General features: G+C 69.2%; 23 protein-coding genes. 7 read left to right on the top strand and 16 right to left on the bottom strand.

All coding sequences use genetic code 11. The features are described 5' to 3' along the window. Positions 1-24: 24 nt before the first annotated feature. From ACGF3A_RS16820 to ACGF3A_RS16810, 3 genes are read right to left on the bottom strand one after another with little or no spacing between them, the layout of a single operon-like run. On the bottom strand, positions 25-729 hold the full coding sequence (locus tag ACGF3A_RS16820; RefSeq protein WP_393730322.1) for an ATP-binding protein: 705 nt from the start codon (positions 727-729) through the stop codon (positions 25-27). Next, complete coding sequence (locus ACGF3A_RS16815) at positions 729-1,658, bottom strand: hypothetical protein (protein WP_393730320.1); 930 nt, start codon at positions 1,656-1,658, stop codon at positions 729-731. Before ACGF3A_RS16815 ends, ACGF3A_RS16820 begins: the two co-directional genes overlap by 1 nt. 2 nt (positions 1,659-1,660) lie before the next feature. Then, positions 1,661-1,900, bottom strand: coding sequence for a hypothetical protein (locus tag ACGF3A_RS16810; RefSeq protein ID WP_393730318.1), 240 nt, complete (start codon positions 1,898-1,900; stop codon positions 1,661-1,663). Positions 1,901-2,722: 822 nt separating this feature from the next. On the opposite strand from ACGF3A_RS16810, the gene ACGF3A_RS16805 reads away from it, so the two are divergent. Beyond that, positions 2,723-3,595, top strand: a complete 873-nt coding sequence (locus tag ACGF3A_RS16805; RefSeq protein WP_393730316.1) for a helix-turn-helix transcriptional regulator — start codon at positions 2,723-2,725, stop codon at positions 3,593-3,595. A gap of 47 nt (positions 3,596-3,642) precedes the next feature. Here ACGF3A_RS16805 and ACGF3A_RS16800 read toward each other — a convergent pair whose 3' ends face one another. Together ACGF3A_RS16800 and ACGF3A_RS16795 are read right to left on the bottom strand one after the other, a co-directional pair. Further along, positions 3,643-4,770 (bottom strand): MAB_1171c family putative transporter, encoded by a 1,128-nt coding sequence (locus tag ACGF3A_RS16800; RefSeq protein WP_393730314.1) that lies wholly within the window; start codon positions 4,768-4,770, stop codon positions 3,643-3,645. A gap of 8 nt (positions 4,771-4,778) precedes the next feature. After that, a complete protein-coding gene (locus ACGF3A_RS16795; protein WP_393730312.1) occupies positions 4,779-5,285 on the bottom strand; it encodes a hypothetical protein in 507 nt (168 codons plus the stop codon). 318 nt (positions 5,286-5,603) lie between these two features. On the opposite strand from ACGF3A_RS16795, the gene ACGF3A_RS16790 reads away from it, so the two are divergent. Together ACGF3A_RS16790 and ACGF3A_RS16785 are read left to right on the top strand one after the other, a co-directional pair. Continuing rightward, complete coding sequence (locus ACGF3A_RS16790; RefSeq protein WP_393730310.1) at positions 5,604-6,440, top strand: helix-turn-helix transcriptional regulator; 837 nt, start codon at positions 5,604-5,606, stop codon at positions 6,438-6,440. Positions 6,441-6,716: 276 nt separating this feature from the next. Further along, positions 6,717-7,067, top strand: coding sequence for a hypothetical protein (locus ACGF3A_RS16785; protein ID WP_393730308.1), 351 nt, complete (start codon positions 6,717-6,719; stop codon positions 7,065-7,067). A 233-nt stretch (positions 7,068-7,300) separates the two neighbouring features. On the opposite strand, the gene ACGF3A_RS16780 is transcribed toward ACGF3A_RS16785, so the two are convergent. From ACGF3A_RS16780 to ACGF3A_RS16730, 11 genes are all read right to left on the bottom strand, one after another. After that, a complete protein-coding gene (locus ACGF3A_RS16780) occupies positions 7,301-8,068 on the bottom strand; it encodes an aldo/keto reductase (protein WP_393730306.1) in 768 nt (255 codons plus the stop codon). Then, entirely contained in the window at positions 8,065-8,646 is a 582-nt protein-coding gene (locus ACGF3A_RS16775) for an AAA family ATPase (protein ID WP_393730304.1), read from the bottom strand. Before ACGF3A_RS16775 ends, ACGF3A_RS16780 begins: the two co-directional genes overlap by 4 nt. Next, positions 8,640-9,257 (bottom strand): exonuclease domain-containing protein, encoded by a 618-nt coding sequence (locus ACGF3A_RS16770; RefSeq protein WP_393730302.1) that lies wholly within the window; start codon positions 9,255-9,257, stop codon positions 8,640-8,642. Before ACGF3A_RS16770 ends, ACGF3A_RS16775 begins: the two co-directional genes overlap by 7 nt. Beyond that, positions 9,254-10,444, bottom strand: a complete 1,191-nt coding sequence (locus ACGF3A_RS16765; RefSeq protein ID WP_393730300.1) for a radical SAM protein — start codon at positions 10,442-10,444, stop codon at positions 9,254-9,256. Before ACGF3A_RS16765 ends, ACGF3A_RS16770 begins: the two co-directional genes overlap by 4 nt. A 207-nt stretch (positions 10,445-10,651) precedes the next feature. Next, the gene (locus ACGF3A_RS16760) at positions 10,652-11,125 is read right to left on the bottom strand and encodes an NUDIX domain-containing protein (protein ID WP_393730298.1); all 474 of its coding nucleotides are present in this window, start codon (positions 11,123-11,125) and stop codon (positions 10,652-10,654) included. Positions 11,126-11,267: 142 nt separating this feature from the next. Continuing rightward, positions 11,268-11,972, bottom strand: a complete 705-nt coding sequence (locus tag ACGF3A_RS16755) for a hypothetical protein (RefSeq protein ID WP_393730296.1) — start codon at positions 11,970-11,972, stop codon at positions 11,268-11,270. Beyond that, the gene (locus ACGF3A_RS16750) at positions 11,969-13,531 is read right to left on the bottom strand and encodes a tetratricopeptide repeat protein (RefSeq protein ID WP_393730294.1); all 1,563 of its coding nucleotides are present in this window, start codon (positions 13,529-13,531) and stop codon (positions 11,969-11,971) included. The genes ACGF3A_RS16755 and ACGF3A_RS16750 overlap by 4 nt, the downstream gene beginning before the upstream one ends. Before the next feature lie 206 nt (positions 13,532-13,737). Continuing rightward, positions 13,738-13,920, bottom strand: a complete 183-nt coding sequence (locus ACGF3A_RS16745) for a hypothetical protein (RefSeq protein WP_393730292.1) — start codon at positions 13,918-13,920, stop codon at positions 13,738-13,740. A gap of 179 nt (positions 13,921-14,099) precedes the next feature. Beyond that, positions 14,100-14,477 (bottom strand): hypothetical protein, encoded by a 378-nt coding sequence (locus ACGF3A_RS16740; RefSeq protein WP_393730291.1) that lies wholly within the window; start codon positions 14,475-14,477, stop codon positions 14,100-14,102. Next, positions 14,474-14,953: an ATP-binding protein gene (locus ACGF3A_RS16735; protein ID WP_393730289.1), complete on the bottom strand. Its 480-nt coding sequence runs from the start codon at positions 14,951-14,953 to the stop codon at positions 14,474-14,476. The genes ACGF3A_RS16740 and ACGF3A_RS16735 overlap by 4 nt, the downstream gene beginning before the upstream one ends. Then, on the bottom strand, positions 14,950-15,429 hold the full coding sequence (locus ACGF3A_RS16730; RefSeq protein ID WP_393730287.1) for a hypothetical protein: 480 nt from the start codon (positions 15,427-15,429) through the stop codon (positions 14,950-14,952). The genes ACGF3A_RS16735 and ACGF3A_RS16730 overlap by 4 nt, the downstream gene beginning before the upstream one ends. Before the next feature lie 346 nt (positions 15,430-15,775). On the opposite strand from ACGF3A_RS16730, the gene ACGF3A_RS16725 reads away from it, so the two are divergent. From ACGF3A_RS16725 to ACGF3A_RS16710, 4 genes are all read left to right on the top strand, one after another. After that, positions 15,776-16,669 carry a helix-turn-helix domain-containing protein gene (locus ACGF3A_RS16725; RefSeq protein WP_393730724.1) on the top strand — a complete coding sequence of 298 codons (894 nt, stop codon included), beginning with the start codon at positions 15,776-15,778 and terminating at the stop codon, positions 16,667-16,669. Between the two features lie 11 nt (positions 16,670-16,680). Then, complete coding sequence (locus tag ACGF3A_RS16720; protein WP_393730285.1) at positions 16,681-16,878, top strand: DUF397 domain-containing protein; 198 nt, start codon at positions 16,681-16,683, stop codon at positions 16,876-16,878. A 218-nt stretch (positions 16,879-17,096) separates the two neighbouring features. Next, the gene (locus tag ACGF3A_RS16715; protein ID WP_393730283.1) at positions 17,097-18,476 is read left to right on the top strand and encodes a helix-turn-helix domain-containing protein; all 1,380 of its coding nucleotides are present in this window, start codon (positions 17,097-17,099) and stop codon (positions 18,474-18,476) included. After that, positions 18,473-19,363 carry a phosphotransferase gene (locus ACGF3A_RS16710; protein WP_393730281.1) on the top strand — a complete coding sequence of 297 codons (891 nt, stop codon included), beginning with the start codon at positions 18,473-18,475 and terminating at the stop codon, positions 19,361-19,363. The genes ACGF3A_RS16715 and ACGF3A_RS16710 overlap by 4 nt, the downstream gene beginning before the upstream one ends. Positions 19,364-19,590 lie beyond the last annotated feature (227 nt).

Genomic DNA, 19,590 nt, shown 5'->3' with positions numbered 1-19,590 from the left:
TGAGGGAGCGGGCTGGCTGCCGGTTCAGGCGGTGGCGAGGCGACGCTCGGCGGCCAGGGCGCGTCTGCGGTCGGGGCCGTCGAGGATGACCTTGTCGGTCATCTCGGTCAGCCGGGAGGCGACGCGGTCGCCGATGTGCGCGCGCAGGTCGGCCATGCCGAGGTTGGTGGTGACCAGGGTCGGGAGCATCTCGTTGTAGCGGCGGTTGATCAGCCGCATCGTGATCTCCTCGGTCCACTCCGACGCCTTCGCGGCGCCGAGGTCGTCGATGATCAGCAGCGGGCAGCGAGCCAGGTCCTGGAGTTCACGCTCGCCGTCGCTCCCGGGCCGGGGCCGCAGTTCGGCGTACAGGTCGGCGGCGGTCGTCGCCTTCCAGCGAAGCCGTACTCCGGCGGCCAGCAGCGAGCGGACGGCTCCGTACGCCTGGTGGGTCTTGCCAGTACCGGTCGTGCCGACGATCAGCAGCGACCGCCCCCGGGCGATCCCCGGAGCACCTTCGGGGCCCCGCCGCCCGGCAGCGGCGACCTCGCGCACCCAGGCGGCGACAGCGGGATGATCGGCGGCGGCGTCCTGGTAGCGGGCCGGGATACGGGCCTGCGCGGCCTCCAGCGCGGCGCTGGGCTCGGACTCGTTGCCGACCTGGGCGTCCGGATCGATTCCCCGCGACTTGAGGATCCCGGCCAGACGGCGCGCGATGCCACCGACGGGCTGGGCGTCGTGATCACGCATCACAGCTCCTCGGCGTAGGCGGCGGCCGGGTCGACGGGGTTGGCCCAGGCCCGGTGACCGCGCACGGTATTCGCGGATTCCGGCCGCATCAAGTCGCTGGTCGAGCCGGTGGCGTTCATCGCCTCGTGGACCAGGCTCGGCAAGGTGCTCGGGTGCAGGCCCTTCGCTCGGTGCCGGGCCAGCCCGGCACGGATGTGCTCGGGGGCGATGCCCTCGGCGAGCAGCTTGACGACCTCGCGTCCGAGGTGGCCGAGCACGCCGTTCGGTGGGCGGTGGGCGCAGGAGGCGGCGTACTCGCCGATGAGCTGCTGGGTCGAGACGGCCTCCGGCGCGGGCGCGGCGGCGCCCCCCGAAGGGGGAGATCCTAGATCCACGTTCCTAGGTCCAAGATCCGGACAGTGAGAGATCACCGAAGACTCACCGCTTCCTCCGTGAGGACTCACTGAGGACTCATCGAGCCCCCTTTGACCTGCGGTTTCGTGGGTCACGACGGCCTCACCGCTGTCTCCGTGAGTCGTCTGTGAGGACTCCCTGAGCTCTCCCTGAGCCCTCACAGCCTTCAGGTCGCCCTGGCCGGACGCGGCAGGGTGGAGAGAACAGGCGGGGCAGCGGGAGCCACTGGGCCGGTTGACCTTCTGATGCCTCCGGAAGGTGACGATGTGCAGGTACCGCTTGCCGTCACCGGCCTCGTAGCGGCAGATGAGCCCCGCCTCCGCGAGCTGGGTCAGGTCGTCCTCGACGCCGATCGCGCCGTGCTCGGGCCGCAGGGACCAGAGCAGCCCGGCGATGACGGCGGGCTGATCACGGAATCGTCCGTGATCGTCGACCTGGGTCAGGAGGCCGAAGAACGTCCGCTCGGCGTGCACGCCCACCTCGGCGAGCGATTCCGAGGCGAATGCCTCCGGCTTGATCGTCCGGATCCGGGCCATGATCACTCACCCCCACGGCCGCAGCCGTACCGCACCAGGGGGTGCAGGGTTCCCGCGGCAAGGTCGAAGTCGTGGGGCTCGGTCCAGTCCACTCCCTGGTGGGTACGGATGACCCAGCGGGCTGCGACGACTCGCTGCGCTCGGCTCATGAGCAGGGCGTGGCCCTCAAGGTCGTACGCGCGGGCATCCACACCCGGCCAGGTCGCCCCGGGGCCGTACTGGGTGACACGGACGATGGCCACGCCAGGCAGCATGTCGGCCAGGAGACGGGCCAAGCGTCGACGTCGATCATCTGCGGCCCCGCGGGCTCCGCCCGTCGGCGCTTCACTCTGGGATATGGGCATGCGAGAATCCCTCACTCGTAGGTGGGGTGGTTCGGCGGTTCTCGTCGAAAAGGCCAGCCGGTCCGCCCCAGTTATGGGTCCGTGCCTCGTCGAGGGGCGCGGACGCGGTGTCCGGGGTTGCCGCCCCGGACACCGACTCACCGCTCCCCACGACGGTGTCTCAGCTCAGTCGCGGTACTGCACGACGTCCTCCTTCGCTCTCGTGGTCAGGCCCTTTCGAGCCGCGTTCGCGTCGGTTGATGGCCGTGGGAACTCCCTGCCCCAGGACCGGGATATGCGGCTTGTCCGTTCGGCCCCGGAGGGTTCGCGGCTCCTGGGCACCCCCGCCGTCCGCAGACCTACGCGGTCGTGTCGGGTCCTGCCGTGCTCCTCACGTTCGCGACTCCGGGGCCGTTCCGGCCGGGGACGACGAACATACGCACGGGCCAGGTCAAGATCCAGGCTGAACTCTTAAAGCCTCGACTGATCGCGGAGCGAGAACGTCCCAGCCGTGGCTACGCAGGGGCTCGCCTGGGCCGTAAGGCCAGGAGTCCCACGAGACCAGCCGAGTCCAGGACATGATCCGCCTTTGCTTCCGGGAGACACGCCAACCACCCACGGCTCAATTCGGAGTCATGGGTTCCGCTTGATTGAGGTAGGTTGACGCTATGCCACCTTCGCCAGATGCGGCAAGGGGAGCATTCCCTCCAAGAATCCGCCGCTCGACCTGGAGATCCCTACATGCCCGCACGCGCCTTCGACCGGCTCAAGCTGCGCGCCGAGCGGCGCAGCAGGGACCTGACGCAGAAGGCGTTCGCCGAGCAGCTGGGGACCACGCGGGGTGCGGTAGCGAACTGGGAGAGCGGGGTGTCCAGACCCGACCCGGAGAAGCTCCCCGCCGTCGCCAGCACTCTCGGGGCATCACTGGAGCGGCTCTTCCCCCGCGAGGGGGCGCCGGACCTGGCTGACCTGCGGTGCGATGCCGGGCTAACGCAGTACGCGGCCGACGAGGCCATCGGCCGTACCGGGATCATCGGCGCGGCCGAACGCGGGGAGCAGCGGCTGGCCCAGACCCATACCGCAACGCTCGCCGCCGCCTACGGGGTGACAGCGCAGAGACTCCTTGATGCCCAGGAACGCTCCTTCGGACGCGAGGTGCCCGAGCAGGAAACGGTCCCGGTCACGCTCGCGGAGAAGATCACCTATCTCCTGGAGCACACCTATCCGGGCGACCAGCGGGCGCCCACCGACGGCGAGATGGCCCAGACGGTCAACGAGAGCGCGGGCACGGAGATCGTGACCGAGGATGACATCCGCGCTCTGCGCACCGGGGAGCGAACCGATCCCCCGCCGGGTGTCCTGGAGGGCCTGGCGGCGGTATTCGACGTCTCGAAGATGTTCTTCGAGTCCGATACCGATGTCGTGCGCCAAGTCGTCGAAGGGCTACGGCTTCTGGCCTCGGTCAAGAGCGGCGTGCTGGGCGCCATCGCCGCACGCGGCGCGGGGGACGGCGGACTCGCCCCGGACGTGATGGCTTTCATCCGTCAGGTCGCTCATGAACTTCAGGAGAAGGAGGCCCGCGCGAAGCCTCCGAAGCCGGGCTCGCTCGGCTAGAGCTTTTCGCTCCCCTATTGTCCAGGCACAATGCGGTGGTACCAAGCTCAGCAGGAGCGGTCCTCCGGCACCAGGTCGCGAACCGCGTCGGACAGCTCAATGAGCAGCCGCACGTCTTCTTCCGGAGCCGGGCCAGGCGGCAGAGCCAGGGCGATGGCGGGTACGCGGTCCGGGTCACGGGCGGCTCCGCTACGTACCGCGTGGTGCAGGTGCCGTGCGAGGACCGTCGGTGGGACGTCCTTGAGGGAACCCGCGGGGAGGCCGGGGCCCAAGCGCGGGCTGATACGGACGAGCCCGTCCCGGCACTCAAACACGCGCCGATGGAAGCGTAGGGACACGCCGTACCTGCGGTCATCCCCCTCCTCGGTGCGTGAAGCGGCGAGACGGAGGTCGGGGTATGCCTGGATGAGCAACCGCCATAGCGGCTCCAAACGGCGCAGGTCACGGCGGTGGCTGCGCCACAGGTGGGTGACGGAAGTCCGCAGGGCCAGTGCGGGCCAGGCCAGCCCGGCGATGACCGCGAGAACGGCCGCCACCTGCGCCAGAGGAACGACGGGCTGCCAGCCGGCGCTGCCGCCGAGCGCGCGCCGAAGGATCGCGGTCGCCAGTAGCACGCAGGAAAGCGCCAAGGCGCCGAGCCCGCCTGCCACCAGCCACAGGCCGGTCGCGTACGGACGCGGCGAACGGCGAGCGTACTCGCTGGTCCACCAAAGCGAGACGACCAGCGTGTACAGCAGATATAGGGTCGCGGCCTCGGTGAAGGTGGCGGTTCGCGGGGTCATGATGGCGGCGGCGTAAGGGCCCGCAGGGACATGGTTGCTTCCGACCACGAGAACTGTGAGGGCCGTGGCGGCAGCCAGGAGGAGCCCGCCTTCGTAGCGGGCACGGCGCCGTGCGCCCGGGGTGTTGACGGATGTCAGGTAGAAGCGCAGCAGGAAGTAGCCGGAGGCCATCATCAGCAGGTGATCGAGGAGCACCGCGGTCCGGTGCTCCAGACCGACGCGAGTGAGGGCACCGGCAGATCTGGAGACAAAGTAAGAACTCGCCACGCAGGCCAGACACAGAGTGATGGCGCGTAGCGGATCATTGTGCGGATCACGTGCAAGCTGAAGCAGCTTCAAGGTCAGCGTTGGCGCTACGAGGGCGAGGACGAGGTACCCGGACAGGGTGGTCACGACAACCGTCACATCCACCGTCCGTAGTCGCCGAGGACTGCGTGGAGCCGCCGCGCGGTCGGGTCGACCCCGGCGCTGCGGGGCAACACGTGGTTGAGAGTGGAGGTCCGCTCCGCGACGAGGGTGGCGGTCAACTCGGCTTCGCGCTCGTACGCCTCGTCGTAGGAGCAGCACCTCTGCACCACCCGGGTGACCGACCCAATGCCCAGCACAGGCACCATCTGGCGCCACATCTCCTCGACGCTGACCCCGGGGTGACCGGACAGCAGGTGACTCAGCTCGTGCACCACGATGTGGTCCTGGTGGGCCTTGCTGGTGTGCTGCTGGAAGACGATCAGGTCCCCAGCGGGGGTCTCCACCCACAGCCCGAAGGGGCCGGGCACCGGCAGCGGGTAAGGGCGCAGTTCGATAGGCCGGTCCCGCTGTCGTGCTATCGCCCCGCACACCTCCTCGATATCCAGCGGCGGCGTGAGGTCCAGAGCCCGCACGCGTTCCCTGATTCGCTGCCGCAGCACGCGCTCCTCAGCACGTGCGGCACGGGAGGGCTTGAGGCCCGAAAAACATCGCTCCCACATGGGCTGGTCATCCCTCGTACTCATGGCGCATGACGCCGTCCGCCGCCCAGAGGGCGGGATTCGCAGCGCCATGATGCGCACGGAGTAGCCCCACTCTGAGTGGGGCTACTCTCTACTCGCCATCACTCCCCCGGCCCACCTGGTCGGATTTAAATAGCCGCTTACGCGGAACGTGCGGGGAAAACGAGGGCTCCGCGGCGCCGTCGGACAGCCTGCGCAGTCGGCCGTGAAGGGCGAATGGAAATCAGGTGGCTAGGCATGAGTGACCAACAGCACAGTTCAAACCATCCGGTTTCCAGTGAGCTAGGCGCATTCCTGCGTGCTTGGCGTGCGCGCCTGAATTACAGGCGTGTGCCCGGAGTGGACGGTACGCGGCGACGTCTGAAGTCCGGGCTGACTCAGCAGGACGTTGCCGACCTGACCGGAGTGAGTAAAAACTGGTACGCCGAACTGGAGGCAGGTCGTCAGAGACGATTCTCCTCCGACTTCCTTCATCGGCTCGCTGATGTCCTGCGTCTGGACGAGGGCGAGAGAATCCTGCTGTTCCACCTTGCCCTTGGCCTGCATCCTCCAGGCGAGCGGCGCGACGACTACCGCGTCGATCCTGCGCTGCAGAGCATCGTCGACGGGTTGGAGCCCCGCCCCACGGTGATCGCCACCCCCTGGTGGGACGTCTTGACCGCAAACCAGTCCGCGTGGGAATGGTTCCCCTGGATGAGCGAGGTCGGCTCCAACCTGATCCGCTTCGTCTTCCTAGACCCCCGTGGACGCGAGCAGCTCGTCAACTGGCACGACGACTGGGCGACCACGGCCGTCGGCCTGCTCCACTTCGCCCTCGTGTACTACGACGATTCCGAACCAGCCCACCGGCTGAAGGCGGAGCTGCTGGAGAGCAGCCCTGAAGCCCGGGAGCTGTGGGAGGACCACCGGGCCCTGCAATTCCCAGACAGCAGACCGCGGCGCTTCTGCCTCCCCGTCCACGGCGGTGAAAAGGTCGAGATCCGCCTCATCACCTGCCAACCGCTCATGAACTCGCAGCTCCACCTCACCGTCCACCTCACCGACAACGAACCACCACGGCTCGCCCCGTCGTGAAGAGGCACACCGACACGGGCACCGCTGCACCGCAGGCGGGACGGGGGGGGACGCCGCTGCGTGATCCTCGCGGCGATAGGCGAATGGCTATCGGTCGGGCACGAAGCCCTATCGAGGATCTCTTCCCGCAGTTTCAGGGCCACGCGAGACTCTGTACCGACGGATCCACTGAAGTCACGGGGGAGAACAACGGTGGAGGCGGTTGCGGACGTGTGCTCGCGTTCCTGACCGCCGTGGTGCCCCCCCTGGGACGACTCACAGAAACGGGGAACCCGTATGCGTACACACGCGCGCATCGTCGCCGCAGCGGCCACAGTCCTGACCGCCGGAGCGCTGGCCGTCGGTTCGGCTGGTACAGCTCAGGCGGCGCCGTCCTCGGCACACGAACCGCGGGCGGCACAGGCGGCGCCGGGGCGCTATCTCGTGGACGGCGGCCGGATCCGGAGCCAGCCGAACACGGGGGCGACCACGGTCGGCTATGGATACCGCAACCAGGACGTCACGGTGCACTGCCGCAGCGTGGTGAACGGGGAGGAGTGGCTCTTCCACACCAACGACTCCACCGGCGTCACCGGCTGGTCCCGCTGGGACGTCATCGTGCCGTGGTGGGCCGTCGGCGACTGCTGACCCGCAGAGCACGCGTCACGCCCTCACGCCTACGCCGCCGGAAAGCCATCAAGCCGCCCGTTCCCGCACGCCGGGAGCGCGCGGCTTGTGACTGCGACTGCCCCCTACGCTTGGGCTGGGTTCGGGCCTTCTGGTCCCTGTTGGCACGGCGCTTCAACGATGCCGCCAGCTCCGGGTCCCTCAGGCGTCCCCCTGCACGGGTTCGATGGGATGCGGGCGACGGAGCTTGGGCATCAGCGGTCCGCTGTGCGAAGCAGTTCTTCGAGGTGCGGGAGGGAGCTGGTGCCGGGGATGGGGGCGGTGTGCTCTCCCAGGTCCAGCAGCCAGCGCAGGGCCTTGGCGGCTTGGCCGTTCGTGGCGAGGGAGCCGGAGCCGAGTGGGGCGTAGGGGACGTAGGGGATGCCTCGTTCCCGGCAGTGCTCAACGGTGGGGGTGTCGCCCGGTACGGCCATGCTGAGCTTGTTCTGCACGGCCGCGACGGGGACGAGAGCGTGGGCGAGGTCGATCTGTTCCGGGGTGACCTTGGAGAGGCCGACGTGGGCGATCTTTCCTTCCTGCTGGAGTTCGGCGAGGGTGCCGACCTGGTCCTCGAACGGGACGGTGGGGTCGACGCGGTGGAGGTAGCACAGGTCAAGGCGTTCGAGGTTGAGGCGGCGCAGGGACTGTTCCACGGTGGCGCGTAGAAACTCGGGCCGTCCCAGGGGCAGCCAGGTGTTGGGGGCGGGGCGGACCATGCCGACCTTCGTGGCGATCAGCAGGTTCTCGGGGTACGGCCACAGGGCGCGGCGGATGAGGTGTTCGACGGTGTGGGGGCCGTAGGCGTCGGCGGTGTCCAGGTGGGTGATGCCGTGGGTGTGGACGAGGGTGCGCAGCAGGTGGATCGCGGGGTGGGTGTCGGGTGGGTCGCCCCAGGTTCCGGGGCCGGTCAGGCGCATGGTGCCGAATCCGAGTCGGGGGACGGTCTTGCCCGCGAGGGTGAGCGTTTCGGCCTCGCGCATCATGAGGTGACCAGGCCGGTGGTCAAGGTGACGAGTGCGTCGAGGACGGCCGGTTCGTCGTCCGGTCCGGTGATCCACTGGTGGGGGATGCGCAGGTTGCGGAGGATGTCGTGGACGTAGCGGTCGACGGCGGCGCGGTACTCCAGGTCACGGTCGCGGTGTGGGCCGAGGGGGATGGCGGGGTCGAGGACGGTGGCGAGCAGTCCGTCGTAGGCGGCAGTGTGTGCGGCGACCAGCGCGCTGAGCCGTTCCACGACTGCGGGGTCCGGTTCGTGGTCGGAGTGTTCCAGGGCGGCCAGGTAGTAGGCCATCGGGTCGATCGCGGAGCGGTCCATCAGGACGACGTCCGCGTGCAGAGTCGCCTCGGCGACGGCGGCGGTCGAGGAGGCGATGATCCACTCGGCGCATTCGGGGCTCTGCTGCTGGAGCTTGGGGAAGCCGAGTTCGGCGGCGCGGACGGCGAAGCTGCCCGGTGGCCGGGCCACGGTCAGTCCGGTGGCCCGCAGCTTCGTCTCCAGGCGGTCTAAGAGAGTGGTCTTGCCGGTGGAATGTGTTCCGGCGACGGCGATACGGGTCACCACAGCGTCTCCTCGATGGTGGGCGGGGGTGCCGGGGCGGGGGCGCCGGGCATCCGCGGCGGTACGGCAGCGGCGACGAGGGCGTCCCAGGCCGGGTAGCGCTCGGCGAGGTGGAGCAGGAGCAGGGCGGTCGCGTGGGCGTCGAAGGCCGCGCGGTGGCGTTGCCCGGTCACCCCGCTCAGGTCGATGCCGGTCCGTTCGAGCAACGCGTCCAGGCCGTAGCCGCGCTGCCCGGGGTCGGCGTCCTTGGCCAGGCGGAGGGTGTCGAGGACTCCCTCGGGCTGCCAGTCGGGCAGGTGCCGGGTGAGCGCGTTGTACTCGACGCTCGCGTGGTGGGCGGCAATCCACGCGCCGTCCAGCAGCTCGCGCACCTCGCCGCTGCTCTGCTCCCAGGAGGGGGCGTCTTCGAGCATGGTGTTGGTGATGCCGTGGATGCGGGTGATGCAGGCCGGGATCGGCGTCGGCGGCTGGATCAGCCACGTGCGCGCCCGCTCGGGGCGTGCCCGGCCCTCGTCGAGGGGGATCGCGGCGACCTCGACGAGGTCGGGAGGGTTGGCTCCGTTGCCCTCCACGTCGATCACGTACAGCGGGCGGTGCCAGTCGGCAGGCTTCACGAGGTGGTTCCCGTCTCGCCGTTCCAGCCGATGTCCGCACGGCCGTGACGGCGGTGGTGGTGAGGGTGTTCGCGGGCGTGGACCTGGTAGCCGGTGGTGTGCTGCAGGAAGTAGCGGGGCGGCTCGTCCAGGCCCTCGACCATGATGGCGCGGTCGGTGACGTCAACGGGCCCGGTCGCGCCCAGGGCACGGGCCGTCGCGGTGGCCTGCTCCAGCTCGGGCTTCTTCCATCCCTTGGCGCACCGTTGGATCTGCTGCTTGGGGCAGATGTCGCACAGCTCGCGGATGCCGTAGTGCCCGTTGTAGTCGGCGAGGCCGTGGGCGTAGGAGACGGCGCACGAGGTCTTGCGGAACAGGGGCCCCCACGGCTGATGGGAGTCGGCGGGGCGGCGGAAGAGGTCCAGGATGTGGGTCTCGGTCTCCTCGGGCATGATCTTGCGGCGGGCGGTGGCCGTGTAGGGCTGGGGCAGGTTGTTGGCCGCGTAGTACGCGGCGATCTCGTCGCGGAAGAACAGGCCGGTGAACACGGTCGCGTGCGCGTGCGCGGACAGTTCCTTGGCGCGGGCCAGGTGCCGGTCGGTGTCGTTGAGGCCGGGCACGATGGGGCGCCAGTAGAGCACCGTGCGGTAGTTCTCGGCGTGCGCGTGGAGCGTCGTGAGGCTGGAGGCCGCGATGCGGGAGTCGACGGGCTCGATGCCGGGGTGGTCGATGCCGGAGTGGGTGACCAGGACGGTCAGTTTGATGTTCGACAGGCGGTTGAGGACCTCGCAGTCCTCCGGGTCGACCCGCCACCGGGTGATCACCAGCACGTGGTTGGTCAGCCCCCGGTCGTCGAGCAGTCGCAGGGTGTTGAACGTGTGCGGCTTGACCGCCTGGAGCATCGGGTCCGTGGCCTTGTTGAAGAGCTGAACCGGGGTGACGTGCGCGCGGAAGTACCGGTGCTGGACGAGGGCCTCCACCGCCTCCTCGTCCGACATCAGGGCACGCGGCGTCTTCATCTCGAAGTTGCTGTAGCGCTCGATGTGACGGATGCAGTACCCGCAGTCCAGCGGGCACCCCACCACGTGATTGAGGGACAGGCCCGACTTGCGGTACTCGACGGGATCGGCGATGTCCGGCTTCAGGCTGCCGCGCTGAGCTGTCGTGAGTAACGGCAGCGGGCGGCGCCCGGAAGTTTCCACGGTCATGGGGGACTCTCCCTTGTTCGGATTCACATCAGCGCGCGGGGACCTGGCCCGTGCTGCGGTTGATCGGGGGCGGGTGCGCTCAACGCGCCGAGGGCCCTTCGTCACCAGGGCCCGTCACCGGCACCCCTCGGCGGGGCAGAACGGATCACGGGCAGGAGGGGGCGGCACGTTGCCCGGCCGCCGAGTCGGCGGCCGGGCGAAGTGATCTCAGCCCGCGAGCTCACCGCGGCGCAGGTAGGGGATGCCCCCAGTGCTTGTGGCGGCGGAGTGGGCCTGCCGGATGCGTGCGGCCTGCTGCGGCCTGGCGTAGTTGTCGAGATCGTCGAGCCCGACCCACCGGTGGCCCTCCAGCTCCTCCGTCTGGATCTGGATGGGCGTTTCGGAGGGGATCACGCCACCGTCGAAGACGACGTTGAAGCCTTCGGCGGATTCGGGGGTGGCGCTCACGTAGTCGTTGGCGAGGACGACGGTGGGCGAGATCGGCAGGCCGGTCTCCTCCGCGACTTCGCGCACGCACGCCTTCAAAAGGTCCTCATCGGCGAGTGCGCCCCCGCCGGGGAGCTGCCAGCCCGGCTTGTAGTTGGGCTTCACCAGCAGCACTTGACCTTCTTCGTTGCGGATCAGGGCCAGACAGCCGTGACGTCGGCGGGGAGGGTTCGCCCAGTCGGTGTCCTTGTGCATCACGTGTACTCCTTCGGTCGGTCGTGGTGGTGCGGCGTGCCCGGGATGCCGGGACTGGAGAGAGCGCATGGAATCTGGGTGGGGGCGGGCGCTGGAGTTGCAGGGACGGCAGCGGCCTAAGGGACCGGGCGCGGAACCGGCGCTACGCGGTCGGCGTAGACAGATCGCGGGGGTCGACGGGGGTGACCTTGGTCAGCTCGCGGATCAGTTTCGAGACGAGCATCGAGCCCAGTCCCGGGTCGTCCTTGGGCAGCCAGAGGTCGTTCTCGCCCTGGTTGAGCCGCCATCCGTCGGTGGTGAGGCGGTAGCTGACCCCGCCCACTCCCCACAGCCGGGGCGCCTTTACCCGCAGCGCGGTGAACTCGCCCTTCTTGGGGCACACGCCCATGGACAGCCGAGCGTGCTGCGCGCACAGCGGGGGCATCGCGGTCAGCGCGCCTTCCGGCCACGTCGGCGGGTCCAGCTCGTGGCGCCAGTCGAGGAAGAGCCAGCCGTCCGCGTTGCGGTCCGCTGGGGCGCGGCAGACCTGGCACTTCATCGCGTACATGCACTCGTACTGCCGCCCCGGATGCATGCACGCGAAGGCGGGCTCGCCGGCACCGGGCGAGGAGGAGCACCGGGCCCACAGCGCCCCGAACCCGTCACGGTCCCCCGGAAGCCTCCGCCCCTGATAGGCCAGCCTGGGCGCAGGCGCGATCTCGACCGCGAGCATCGCCTCGGCGACCGCCTTCTCGCTGTCCCACATGGCGACGTAGGGCACGCGGACAGACCGGCCGGTGAGCGGGTGCTTCGCGAACAGGGGACCGCGCTGTCCCCTGAGCGCGAAGGCCGCTGCGGAGGGGGTCATGGTGTCTCCTCCTTGTTCCGGGCGTCGGTGACCCGGGCCAGGGCCTCGCGGTAGTGCTCGACTTCCTGCGGGGCGGCGCTGTCGGCGAGGGCGAGGGCCTGGGCGTAGAGCTGGAGGGCGCGGTCGAGCTGCTGCTGTTCCTCGGCGGACAGGCCGAGCAGGTGCAGGACGCGGGCCTCCCAGGGCGCGGAGCCGAGTGCGCGGAAGTCGCGGAGGGCGCCGGTGAGCAGGTCGGTCGCCTTCACGAACTCGCCGGCCCGTGCGCGGGCGCGGCCCAGCCAGGCCGCCGCCCGCGCCGCGTCGAACCGGTCGCGGCACAACTCCAGCTCCGCCTGGGCGAGCGTGAGCTGCTTGATGGCCTCGGGGATGCGGTCGGCCTCCAGGTGGACGAGGCCGAGGATGGTGCGGGAGAGGCCGACGCCCCGCTCGTAGCCGATGCGCTCGCGGATGGCGATGGCCTCGGCCAGGGCGGCAACCGCCTTCGCGCCCTCGTGCTGGGCGTGGTGGGCCACGCCGGTCTCGTGGAGCGCCTGGGACTCCGAGCGGGCATCTCCGTCCTCGCGGGCGAGCTGCAGCGCCTCCGCGGCGGCTTCGATCGCCTCGGGGTTCCGGTCCAGGCCGCGCAGGCCGATCACGAGGGTGGTGAGCATCTCGCGCTGTGCCGGGCGGTGCCCGGTGCGGCGGGCGGCTTCCAGGCCGCGCTGGTGCAGGTCCACCCACAGCTCCAGCGGACGCAGTCTGTGGAAAAGGGGCCAGGCACTGTGGACAAGTTGCCACTCCAGCGTGTCCCAGTCCCGTTCCTCCGCCGCGCGTACGGCTGCTTCCAGGTCGGGCTGGTGGACCTCCAGCCACGCCATGGCGCCGTCCTCGTCCTGGAAGGGCGGCTGATGCGCGGGCTCGTACCTAACGTTGCGGTCCAGGATGCGGTGCGCGGGGGTGATGATCCGTTCCGCGCGGGTGCACGTCAGCAAGAACCAGTCCAGCCACCGCCGTACGGCCTCCTCGACCGCCGCTTCGGTCTCTTCCTCGACGGCCCGCTGCCGCGCGTGCTCGCGGGCCTCGTCGGGGAACCGGAAGAAGACCCCGGCCCAGGGCCGGTCATGGCGCTCCTCCAGCAGCCGAACTGCGGCCAGCGAGCGCAGATGCGCGGCGGCGTCCTCCAACTCCAGCGCGCACGCGGCGGCCGTGCTGTTCACGTCAATGACGGCCTGCTCCCCGGCCCCCAACAGCCGGTACGTGCGCGCGGCCCCGGGCGGAAGATCGTCGTAGCTGGCGTTGAGGGCGGGGGACATCGAGGTGGTCCTTCCATCGGTCGTACAGGCGTGGCGGGCATGGCGGGCGAGCGCGGCGGCGGCCGAAGCCACGGACGCCTCCGAGAGCCCCGCCGGTCCCGCCGCCGCCAGGCACACGGCCAGGGGCACGCGTGCGCACGCGGTGATCAGCCCTTCCGGCGCTCGGGAATCCTGGGTCAGGTGGCTCTTGCCGAGGAGGTGGAAGAAGTGGTCCGTGCTCAGCGGTTCGCGCCAGTGCGGAGCGGTGGCATCGAGGGCGCTGGTCATCGCCGATCGCCTCCCCTCGGCGATCCCGACACCACGAAAGGTGGTTGCGGAAGGGCGCCTTCCAGGGCGACACGGGTGGTGAGGTGCCGAACGCGGCGGTTGAAGGCGTCCGTGTCCGCCTCGCACAAGGAAGTCATCGGGTGAGGTATGCGCCGCCAACGACGCAGAACAGAGGCAACGTTCGAGCGCACGGCTCCTCCTACTTCTCAGTCTTGCTGTGTGACGACCCCGATGGTGATATAGCCATCGGGATACCGCTTTTTGATTCTGGTCTTCGCGAGGTTCTCCGCAGCCTTCGGGGAATCCGCGAATACGGTCTCGTTGAATGCCTTGGAGCCCTTGTTGGTGCTGCTGACCGTTCCACCGACCCGGTAGCGCTTCCGCGCCATGTCACCTCGTCTTCTCGTATTGATCCGATGCGTCGAGTCGCATCTTGTGCGTGGCGGGGAGAGGGTTCAGAGGCACTTCCCACGTATCGCAATAGCGGAATGGGAGGGGTTCCCTCTCCCCGCCGTCCGTCGAACGCCGTGCGTGGGACGGAGATTTGGGGGGGGCTCCTACTTTCCGATCAGGCTTCTATGGGCGTGCCGGATTCCTCATCGTCGAGTGCGGCCAGCACGCGCTTGAGCGTGCCGGTGTCGGTCAATTCTGAGGAGCACAGCGCCACCTGAGCGGCATGCTCTCGCTCCTCCTGGACCGCCTCCGACTCCGCGCGTCGGCGCTCGGCGACGGCCATGGCGGTCTGCGCCGCCCGCACCTGCCGTGCCAGCTCGACCAGGCGGTCCGGCCTCATCCGGATCTCCACCCGGGCAGGCTCGTCCTCGCGGTCCTCTTCTGCGAAGGCGGCGTAGACCAGGAGGCGGACGGGCTGGCCGGGGAAGCGGTCGGCCGCCAGCTCCTTCTCGCTCAGGACGGTTAGGGACAGGGAGTCCTCGATGCCGTTCACCTGCTCCCCCCTTCGTCGGTGAGGGAGAACCAGGTGGTGGTGCCGTCCTCGCTGACGCCCCAGGTGGTGGCCAGCGCGTCGACCAGGAACATCCCGCGGCCCGTCTCGTCCTCCTCGCCGGCCTGCCGTACCTGTGCCGCGCCGGGGGACCCGTCGTCCACCGCGACCAGCACCCGGCCGTCCGCGACGACGTACCGGATGGCCACTTGGCTTCCGGTTCCGTGCTGGAGGGCGTTGGTGACCAGCTCGCTGACCAGCACCTGGAGGTCGCCGATCAGGCCCGGCATGTTCCACTGCCGCGCCTTGGCGGCGCCGATGCGACGGAAGCGCTCGACCCAGACGGCATCCTCGGGAAGCACGGCCTGGCCGGGCCTGAGCGGGGTGCGCGTGAACCGCAGCGTCACGTCGTCCCAGACCTCCTCCGCCCGTACGGGAAGGACGTCGAGGCCGTGGTCCGCCGGGGCCGCCGCCGTCACGGCCGTACCGCCGCGGACTCGGGGTGCACCAGAGCGATGAAGACGTACCGGTCGGCGCACCAGCGAAGTTGCTGGTCGTACTCGTCGTGGTGCGGAGTGATGGCGGCCTGGGTGAGTGCGACGACGCCGTCGGCGAAGCCGGACTGGAACTGCCGCTGGACCGCCGCCCAGCCCGGCCGGAGTTCCGGGTGGGTGGGTCCGGTGTGGTCGATGTAGATCTGCTCGGCGCCGACCTGCCAGCCCTCCCGCACCGCGAAGGCGCGCGCCTCCTCCAGGGACCGCGCGGGCGGCTGGGCCTCGGGATTCGTGGTGAGCGCGTACAGGCACACCCGCGGCATCCGGCCCTTGGCCCGCAGCATCGCGAGCTGCTGTCTCAGGTTCGCACGTCGCCGCATCATCAAGCAGCGGCCCGGGTCCGGCCGCACCCCCACGCTGCGGGGGTGGAACATCTGCTGGAACTCGTACTCGCGGTCCATCCACTCCGTGCCCGAAACCGCCCCTATCCCCCAGGCGGCTGCTCGCGGAGTGTTCAAGACCGTCACCCGCGGGGTGCGCGTGGGGTTCATGTGCTCCTCGCCTTCCGTCTCGCCCTGCCTCGCAGTCAGCTACGCCGCTTGCCCGCCAAGTGCTGGGTTAGGGCCAACTGGTCGTCGTGGCGGCAGGTTTGGAGTATGGGCAGGGATCCACTCACCGTGTAACACTCACAGTGGATGTGTCCGCATGGAGCCAAGCTGGCGCTGGTACGGCCGCACGAAGCGACAGGGCGCCATGTAACTTTCTTGTGGCCGCACTGGCCCAGCGGAAGGGGGCACCTTGAGCGATATGCCGACAGCGCCCGTGGCAGACGAGCTGCCTGGAGGACCCACTACTCGAAAGCGCCTGGTCGGTATCCGCCTTCGCGCACTGCGCGAGCGCCAGGGACTCTCCACTGAGCAGGCAGGTGAGCTGGCCGGAGTCTCGAAAGCGACCGTGAGTCGCTACGAACGCGGCAAAGGGACCATCAAGTGGCCTGTCGTCGACCAGCTCTGCCGGGCCAGCAAGGCGCCGGACAGCATGCGTGAGGACCTGGTGGCACTCACCAAGTCCAGCCAGGACACGCACGGCTGGTGGGTTCCGTACGCCGACCAGCTCAGCGATCAAATGTTGCTCCTGCTGTCCTTGGAGTACGAGGCCGCGCGAATCAGCCACTTCTCGCTCGGCGTCGTACCTGGACTGCTCCAGACGCTCGATTACGCGCGCTCCATCGCTCCCACGCCCGAGGGAGCACTGCCTCAGAGCGAAGTGGAGGACTTCCTCTCCATTCGCATGCAGCGGCCTGCCGAGGTGCTCGACCGGGCCTCGCCACCGGCGTTCCACGTCGTGCTCGACGAAGCTGTACTCCGCCGCAGCACCGGCAGTCCGGAGGTCATGGCAGCGCAGCTCGACCACCTGCTGGAACGCGGACGTGAACCGAACATCACCATCCAGGTGCTGCCCTTCGACCGCGGCTCGTACAGTGCCGCCCTCAACACGTTTGTCGTCTACGGCGGCGCAGATCCGGAGCTGGATGTGGTCTTCCTGGAGAACCAAGCCGGGAGCCTGTTCCTCGAAGCCGAGGCCGCTCGTGAGAAGTACAGCAACACCTTCAGCTTCCTCCGTCAGGAGGCACTTGACGCGAGGAAATCGGCGCAGATGATCGCCGAGGCCCGCAAGACGCACCTGCAACGTCACACATAGCGAGGAACGCCGTGCAAGACTCCCAGCTCACGTGGGTAAAGAGCAGCTACAGCAATGAACCGCAGGGCGAGTGCGTGGAGTGCGCACTCGGTGCCGAACGCGTACAGGTGCGCGACTCCAAGGATCCGGAGCGCCCGCCCATCTCCATGTCTCGCGCCGCCTGGACTGCCTTCACAGCGGCGCTCGATGTCGGACGGCCCCGCCCCTGAGCCCTCCGTCCTGACCACGGAAACCGGCCCGGTACCGTCACGGGTACCGGGCTGCGCACTACGTGTTCCTGAACTGCTGCGACTGGTATCCCTGTTGGGGTAGGGAAGAACTCGGGAGGAGCCGCTCCTGGCCGACTCCTCCACTCAGGAATCCGCTCGCGATGTGGACAGCGCCATCCGGGTCGTCCCAGTCCGCATCAGGTGTCGAAGGAGACGCCATGCCACAGCCTCCGAAACGTCTGGACGATGCAGCCTCCCTGGCTGCCTGGTTCGGCAAGGAGCTTCGGAACTGGCGGAGGGTACGTGGGCTGTCGGCCGACGCCCTCGGTGAGAAAGTGCACCTCAGCGGCTCTTCGATCGTGAAGATCGAGAAGGCGACCCGGTCGTGCAGCATGGCTCTTGCGGCTGCGTTGGACGAAGCACTGGACGCCGGCGGAGCCCTTCACCGTCTCTGGCGACGCGTCGAGCAGGAGGAGGAGAAGCGGACTGATGCGGACACAGCCCGGTCAGCCCCGTCCGGTCCGGACGCCTCCACCCCTGGGCCGGGCATGCTCAGAATGGACCCGCTCCCGAGCGAACGGAGCCCCGTGGAACGACGCCGCTTTGCCGCCCTTACCGCCACCGGCATCGCCGCCTTGGCCACCGAAGGGCTGGTCCCGATCACCGACACGGTCGCCGCACCCGCTGCCGTACGGCCGGACGACGTGGAACAGGTGCGCGTCGCCGCCGCCACGCTCGCCGGGTGGGACAACCTCTTCGGTGGTGCGGGCGTCGTACGGGCCACGTCGCTCGGGCAGTTCCACTGGGCCCGAGGACTGCTGGAAGCAAGGTGTCCGGCCGAGCTGAGACCCGACCTGTTCAGTGCTGTCGGACGGCTCGCCACGGTCCTGGGCGCGGCAGCTTTCGACGCGTACGAGCACGACCAAGCCCGCCTGCTCCTCCGCTTCGCAACCGACTGCGCCGAGGAAGGTGACGACTGGCACCTTCGCGCCACCTCGCTGAACTGGCGTGCCCGACAGGAGATCTGGGTCGGCAACCCTGACACCGGACTCACCCATGCCGAGAGCGGACTCGTCAGAGCCGACCGACTCACCCCACGTGAGCAAGCCATGCTGCACAACGCGCGGGCACGGGCGCTCGGGAAGATGGGGCGCGTTCAGGAAACGCTGCGCTCCGTCGGGCGTTCCGACGAGATCTTCGCGCGGGCCAAGCAAGGCGAAGACGTGCCGTGGATGGCGTACTACGAGTCGGCGCAACACCATGGCGACACCGGTCACTCGCTCTACGACCTGGCGCTCCTCACCGGCCACTCCCCCCGCCCGGCGGCACGCCGCTTTGAGATCGCGATCAACGGGCACGCCGACGCCTACGCGCGGTCCCGGGCCATCAGCCGGACGAAACTCGCCTCGCTCACGATGGCCACGGGCAACCCGGACGAGGCCGTCGACCTGGCCCACCGGGCACTCGACGAAGTCGGACGCCTGCGCTCCCGTCGCGCTGCCGAGGACGTTCACGACCTGGACTGCCTGGCTTCCCGACGCAGGGGCGGCCAGATCGCGGAGCTACGCGAGCGGATTCGGATTAACGTCCTGGCATGACCACCACGCGCACCGAAGCCTCACGAGCCGTTCTGGAGACGGCGGCAGCGGCGGTTGGCCTGCCTGCCGACGGCGCCGAAGTCATCCGCTTCTCGGAGAACGATCTGTGGCGTCTCCCGTATGGCGTCGTGGCCCGGGTGGCTCGTGTTGGCCAGGAGCAGGCCGCTGCGCGAGAAGTCGCTGTGACGAGGTGGCTCGCAGGCCAGGGCGTACCGGCCGTACAACCGCTAGATGTTCAGCAGCCCGTCGTGGCGCATGGACGCCCGACGACGTTCTGGAAGGAGCTTCCCCCGCACCGCTCGGGGTCGGGCGCCGACCTGGCGCCGCTTCTGCGGAGACTGCACGATCTCCCCGCCCCGGAGGACCTGCCCCTCGGCGTCATGGACCCGTTCATTCGCGTCGAGGAACGGCTGGCCAACGCTCGCAGCCTCGCCGAAAGCGATCAAGCCTGGCTCCTCAGCCTCCTCGCCGACCTTCGGGCCGCGTGGGACCAACTCCCCCAGGGCCGCCCGCAGAGCGTGATCCATGGAGATGCCTGGGCTGGGAACTGCGCCGTCACCAATCAGGGCCAAGCGATTCTGCTCGACTTCGAACGCACCTCACTCGGCCGCCCCGAGTGGGACCTGACCTCCACGGCCGTAGGCGTCGACACCCTGGGGAACCTCTCCCATGACGCCTACGAAAGGTACTGCTCGGCCTACGGATACGACGTGAGGGGCTGGGACGGGTACCCGATCATGCGAGCTATTCGTGAGTTGCGAATGACGTCCTCGGCCTTCCAGGCCGCCGACGATCGACCGGCAATCCACGAGCAGGCAATGTACCGCCTTGCGTGCCTTCAGGGTCAGGGAGGACCGCGTCCTTGGATGTGGACGTCGCTGGGATAGTCACCGCTCCCGCCTTGCAGTCATCAGCAGGGTTGACCACAGCGATGGCGCCGTAGGCGGTCTCGCTCAACAGCGACGGCAGCCAGCAGCGCGGCAACCACCGCCGTCGGCTACACCGCCGCCTTCGGCCTGCCGGTACGGCCATCCACTCGGCACCACAGCGCCGAGCCGGCAGCACACCCGCCCCGGCTGAAGGCGAAGACCATCCCGCTGGCGGCGGCCGTCTC

This window comes from Streptomyces sp. NPDC048172, from assembly GCF_043202595.1.
Lineage (GTDB): Bacteria > Actinomycetota > Actinomycetes > Streptomycetales > Streptomycetaceae > Streptomyces.
The sequence above is the reverse complement of the archived record's forward strand: the minus strand, read 5'-3'. Positions and strand labels throughout refer to the sequence as shown.

Excerpts from the sequence above, each read along its gene's own strand:
- ACGF3A_RS16820 (WP_393730322.1), bottom strand. The coding sequence starts at position 729 with ATGCGTGATCACGACGCCCAGCCCGTCGGTGGCATCGCGCGCCGTCTG.
- ACGF3A_RS16815 (WP_393730320.1), bottom strand. The coding sequence starts at position 1,658 with ATGGCCCGGATCCGGACGATCAAGCCGGAGGCATTCGCCTCGGAATCG.
- ACGF3A_RS16805 (WP_393730316.1), top strand. The coding sequence starts at position 2,723 with ATGCCCGCACGCGCCTTCGACCGGCTCAAGCTGCGCGCCGAGCGGCGC.
- ACGF3A_RS16790 (WP_393730310.1), top strand. The coding sequence starts at position 5,604 with ATGAGTGACCAACAGCACAGTTCAAACCATCCGGTTTCCAGTGAGCTA.
- ACGF3A_RS16785 (WP_393730308.1), top strand. The coding sequence starts at position 6,717 with ATGCGTACACACGCGCGCATCGTCGCCGCAGCGGCCACAGTCCTGACC.
- ACGF3A_RS16780 (WP_393730306.1), bottom strand. The coding sequence starts at position 8,068 with ATGATGCGCGAGGCCGAAACGCTCACCCTCGCGGGCAAGACCGTCCCC.
- ACGF3A_RS16765 (WP_393730300.1), bottom strand. The coding sequence starts at position 10,444 with ATGACCGTGGAAACTTCCGGGCGCCGCCCGCTGCCGTTACTCACGACA.
- ACGF3A_RS16760 (WP_393730298.1), bottom strand. The coding sequence starts at position 11,125 with ATGCACAAGGACACCGACTGGGCGAACCCTCCCCGCCGACGTCACGGC.
- ACGF3A_RS16755 (WP_393730296.1), bottom strand. The coding sequence starts at position 11,972 with ATGACCCCCTCCGCAGCGGCCTTCGCGCTCAGGGGACAGCGCGGTCCC.
- ACGF3A_RS16750 (WP_393730294.1), bottom strand. The coding sequence starts at position 13,531 with ATGACCAGCGCCCTCGATGCCACCGCTCCGCACTGGCGCGAACCGCTG.
- ACGF3A_RS16745 (WP_393730292.1), bottom strand. The coding sequence starts at position 13,920 with ATGGCGCGGAAGCGCTACCGGGTCGGTGGAACGGTCAGCAGCACCAAC.
- ACGF3A_RS16730 (WP_393730287.1), bottom strand. The coding sequence starts at position 15,429 with ATGGACCGCGAGTACGAGTTCCAGCAGATGTTCCACCCCCGCAGCGTG.
- ACGF3A_RS16725 (WP_393730724.1), top strand. The coding sequence starts at position 15,776 with ATGCCGACAGCGCCCGTGGCAGACGAGCTGCCTGGAGGACCCACTACT.
- ACGF3A_RS16715 (WP_393730283.1), top strand. The coding sequence starts at position 17,097 with ATGCCACAGCCTCCGAAACGTCTGGACGATGCAGCCTCCCTGGCTGCC.
- ACGF3A_RS16710 (WP_393730281.1), top strand. The coding sequence starts at position 18,473 with ATGACCACCACGCGCACCGAAGCCTCACGAGCCGTTCTGGAGACGGCG.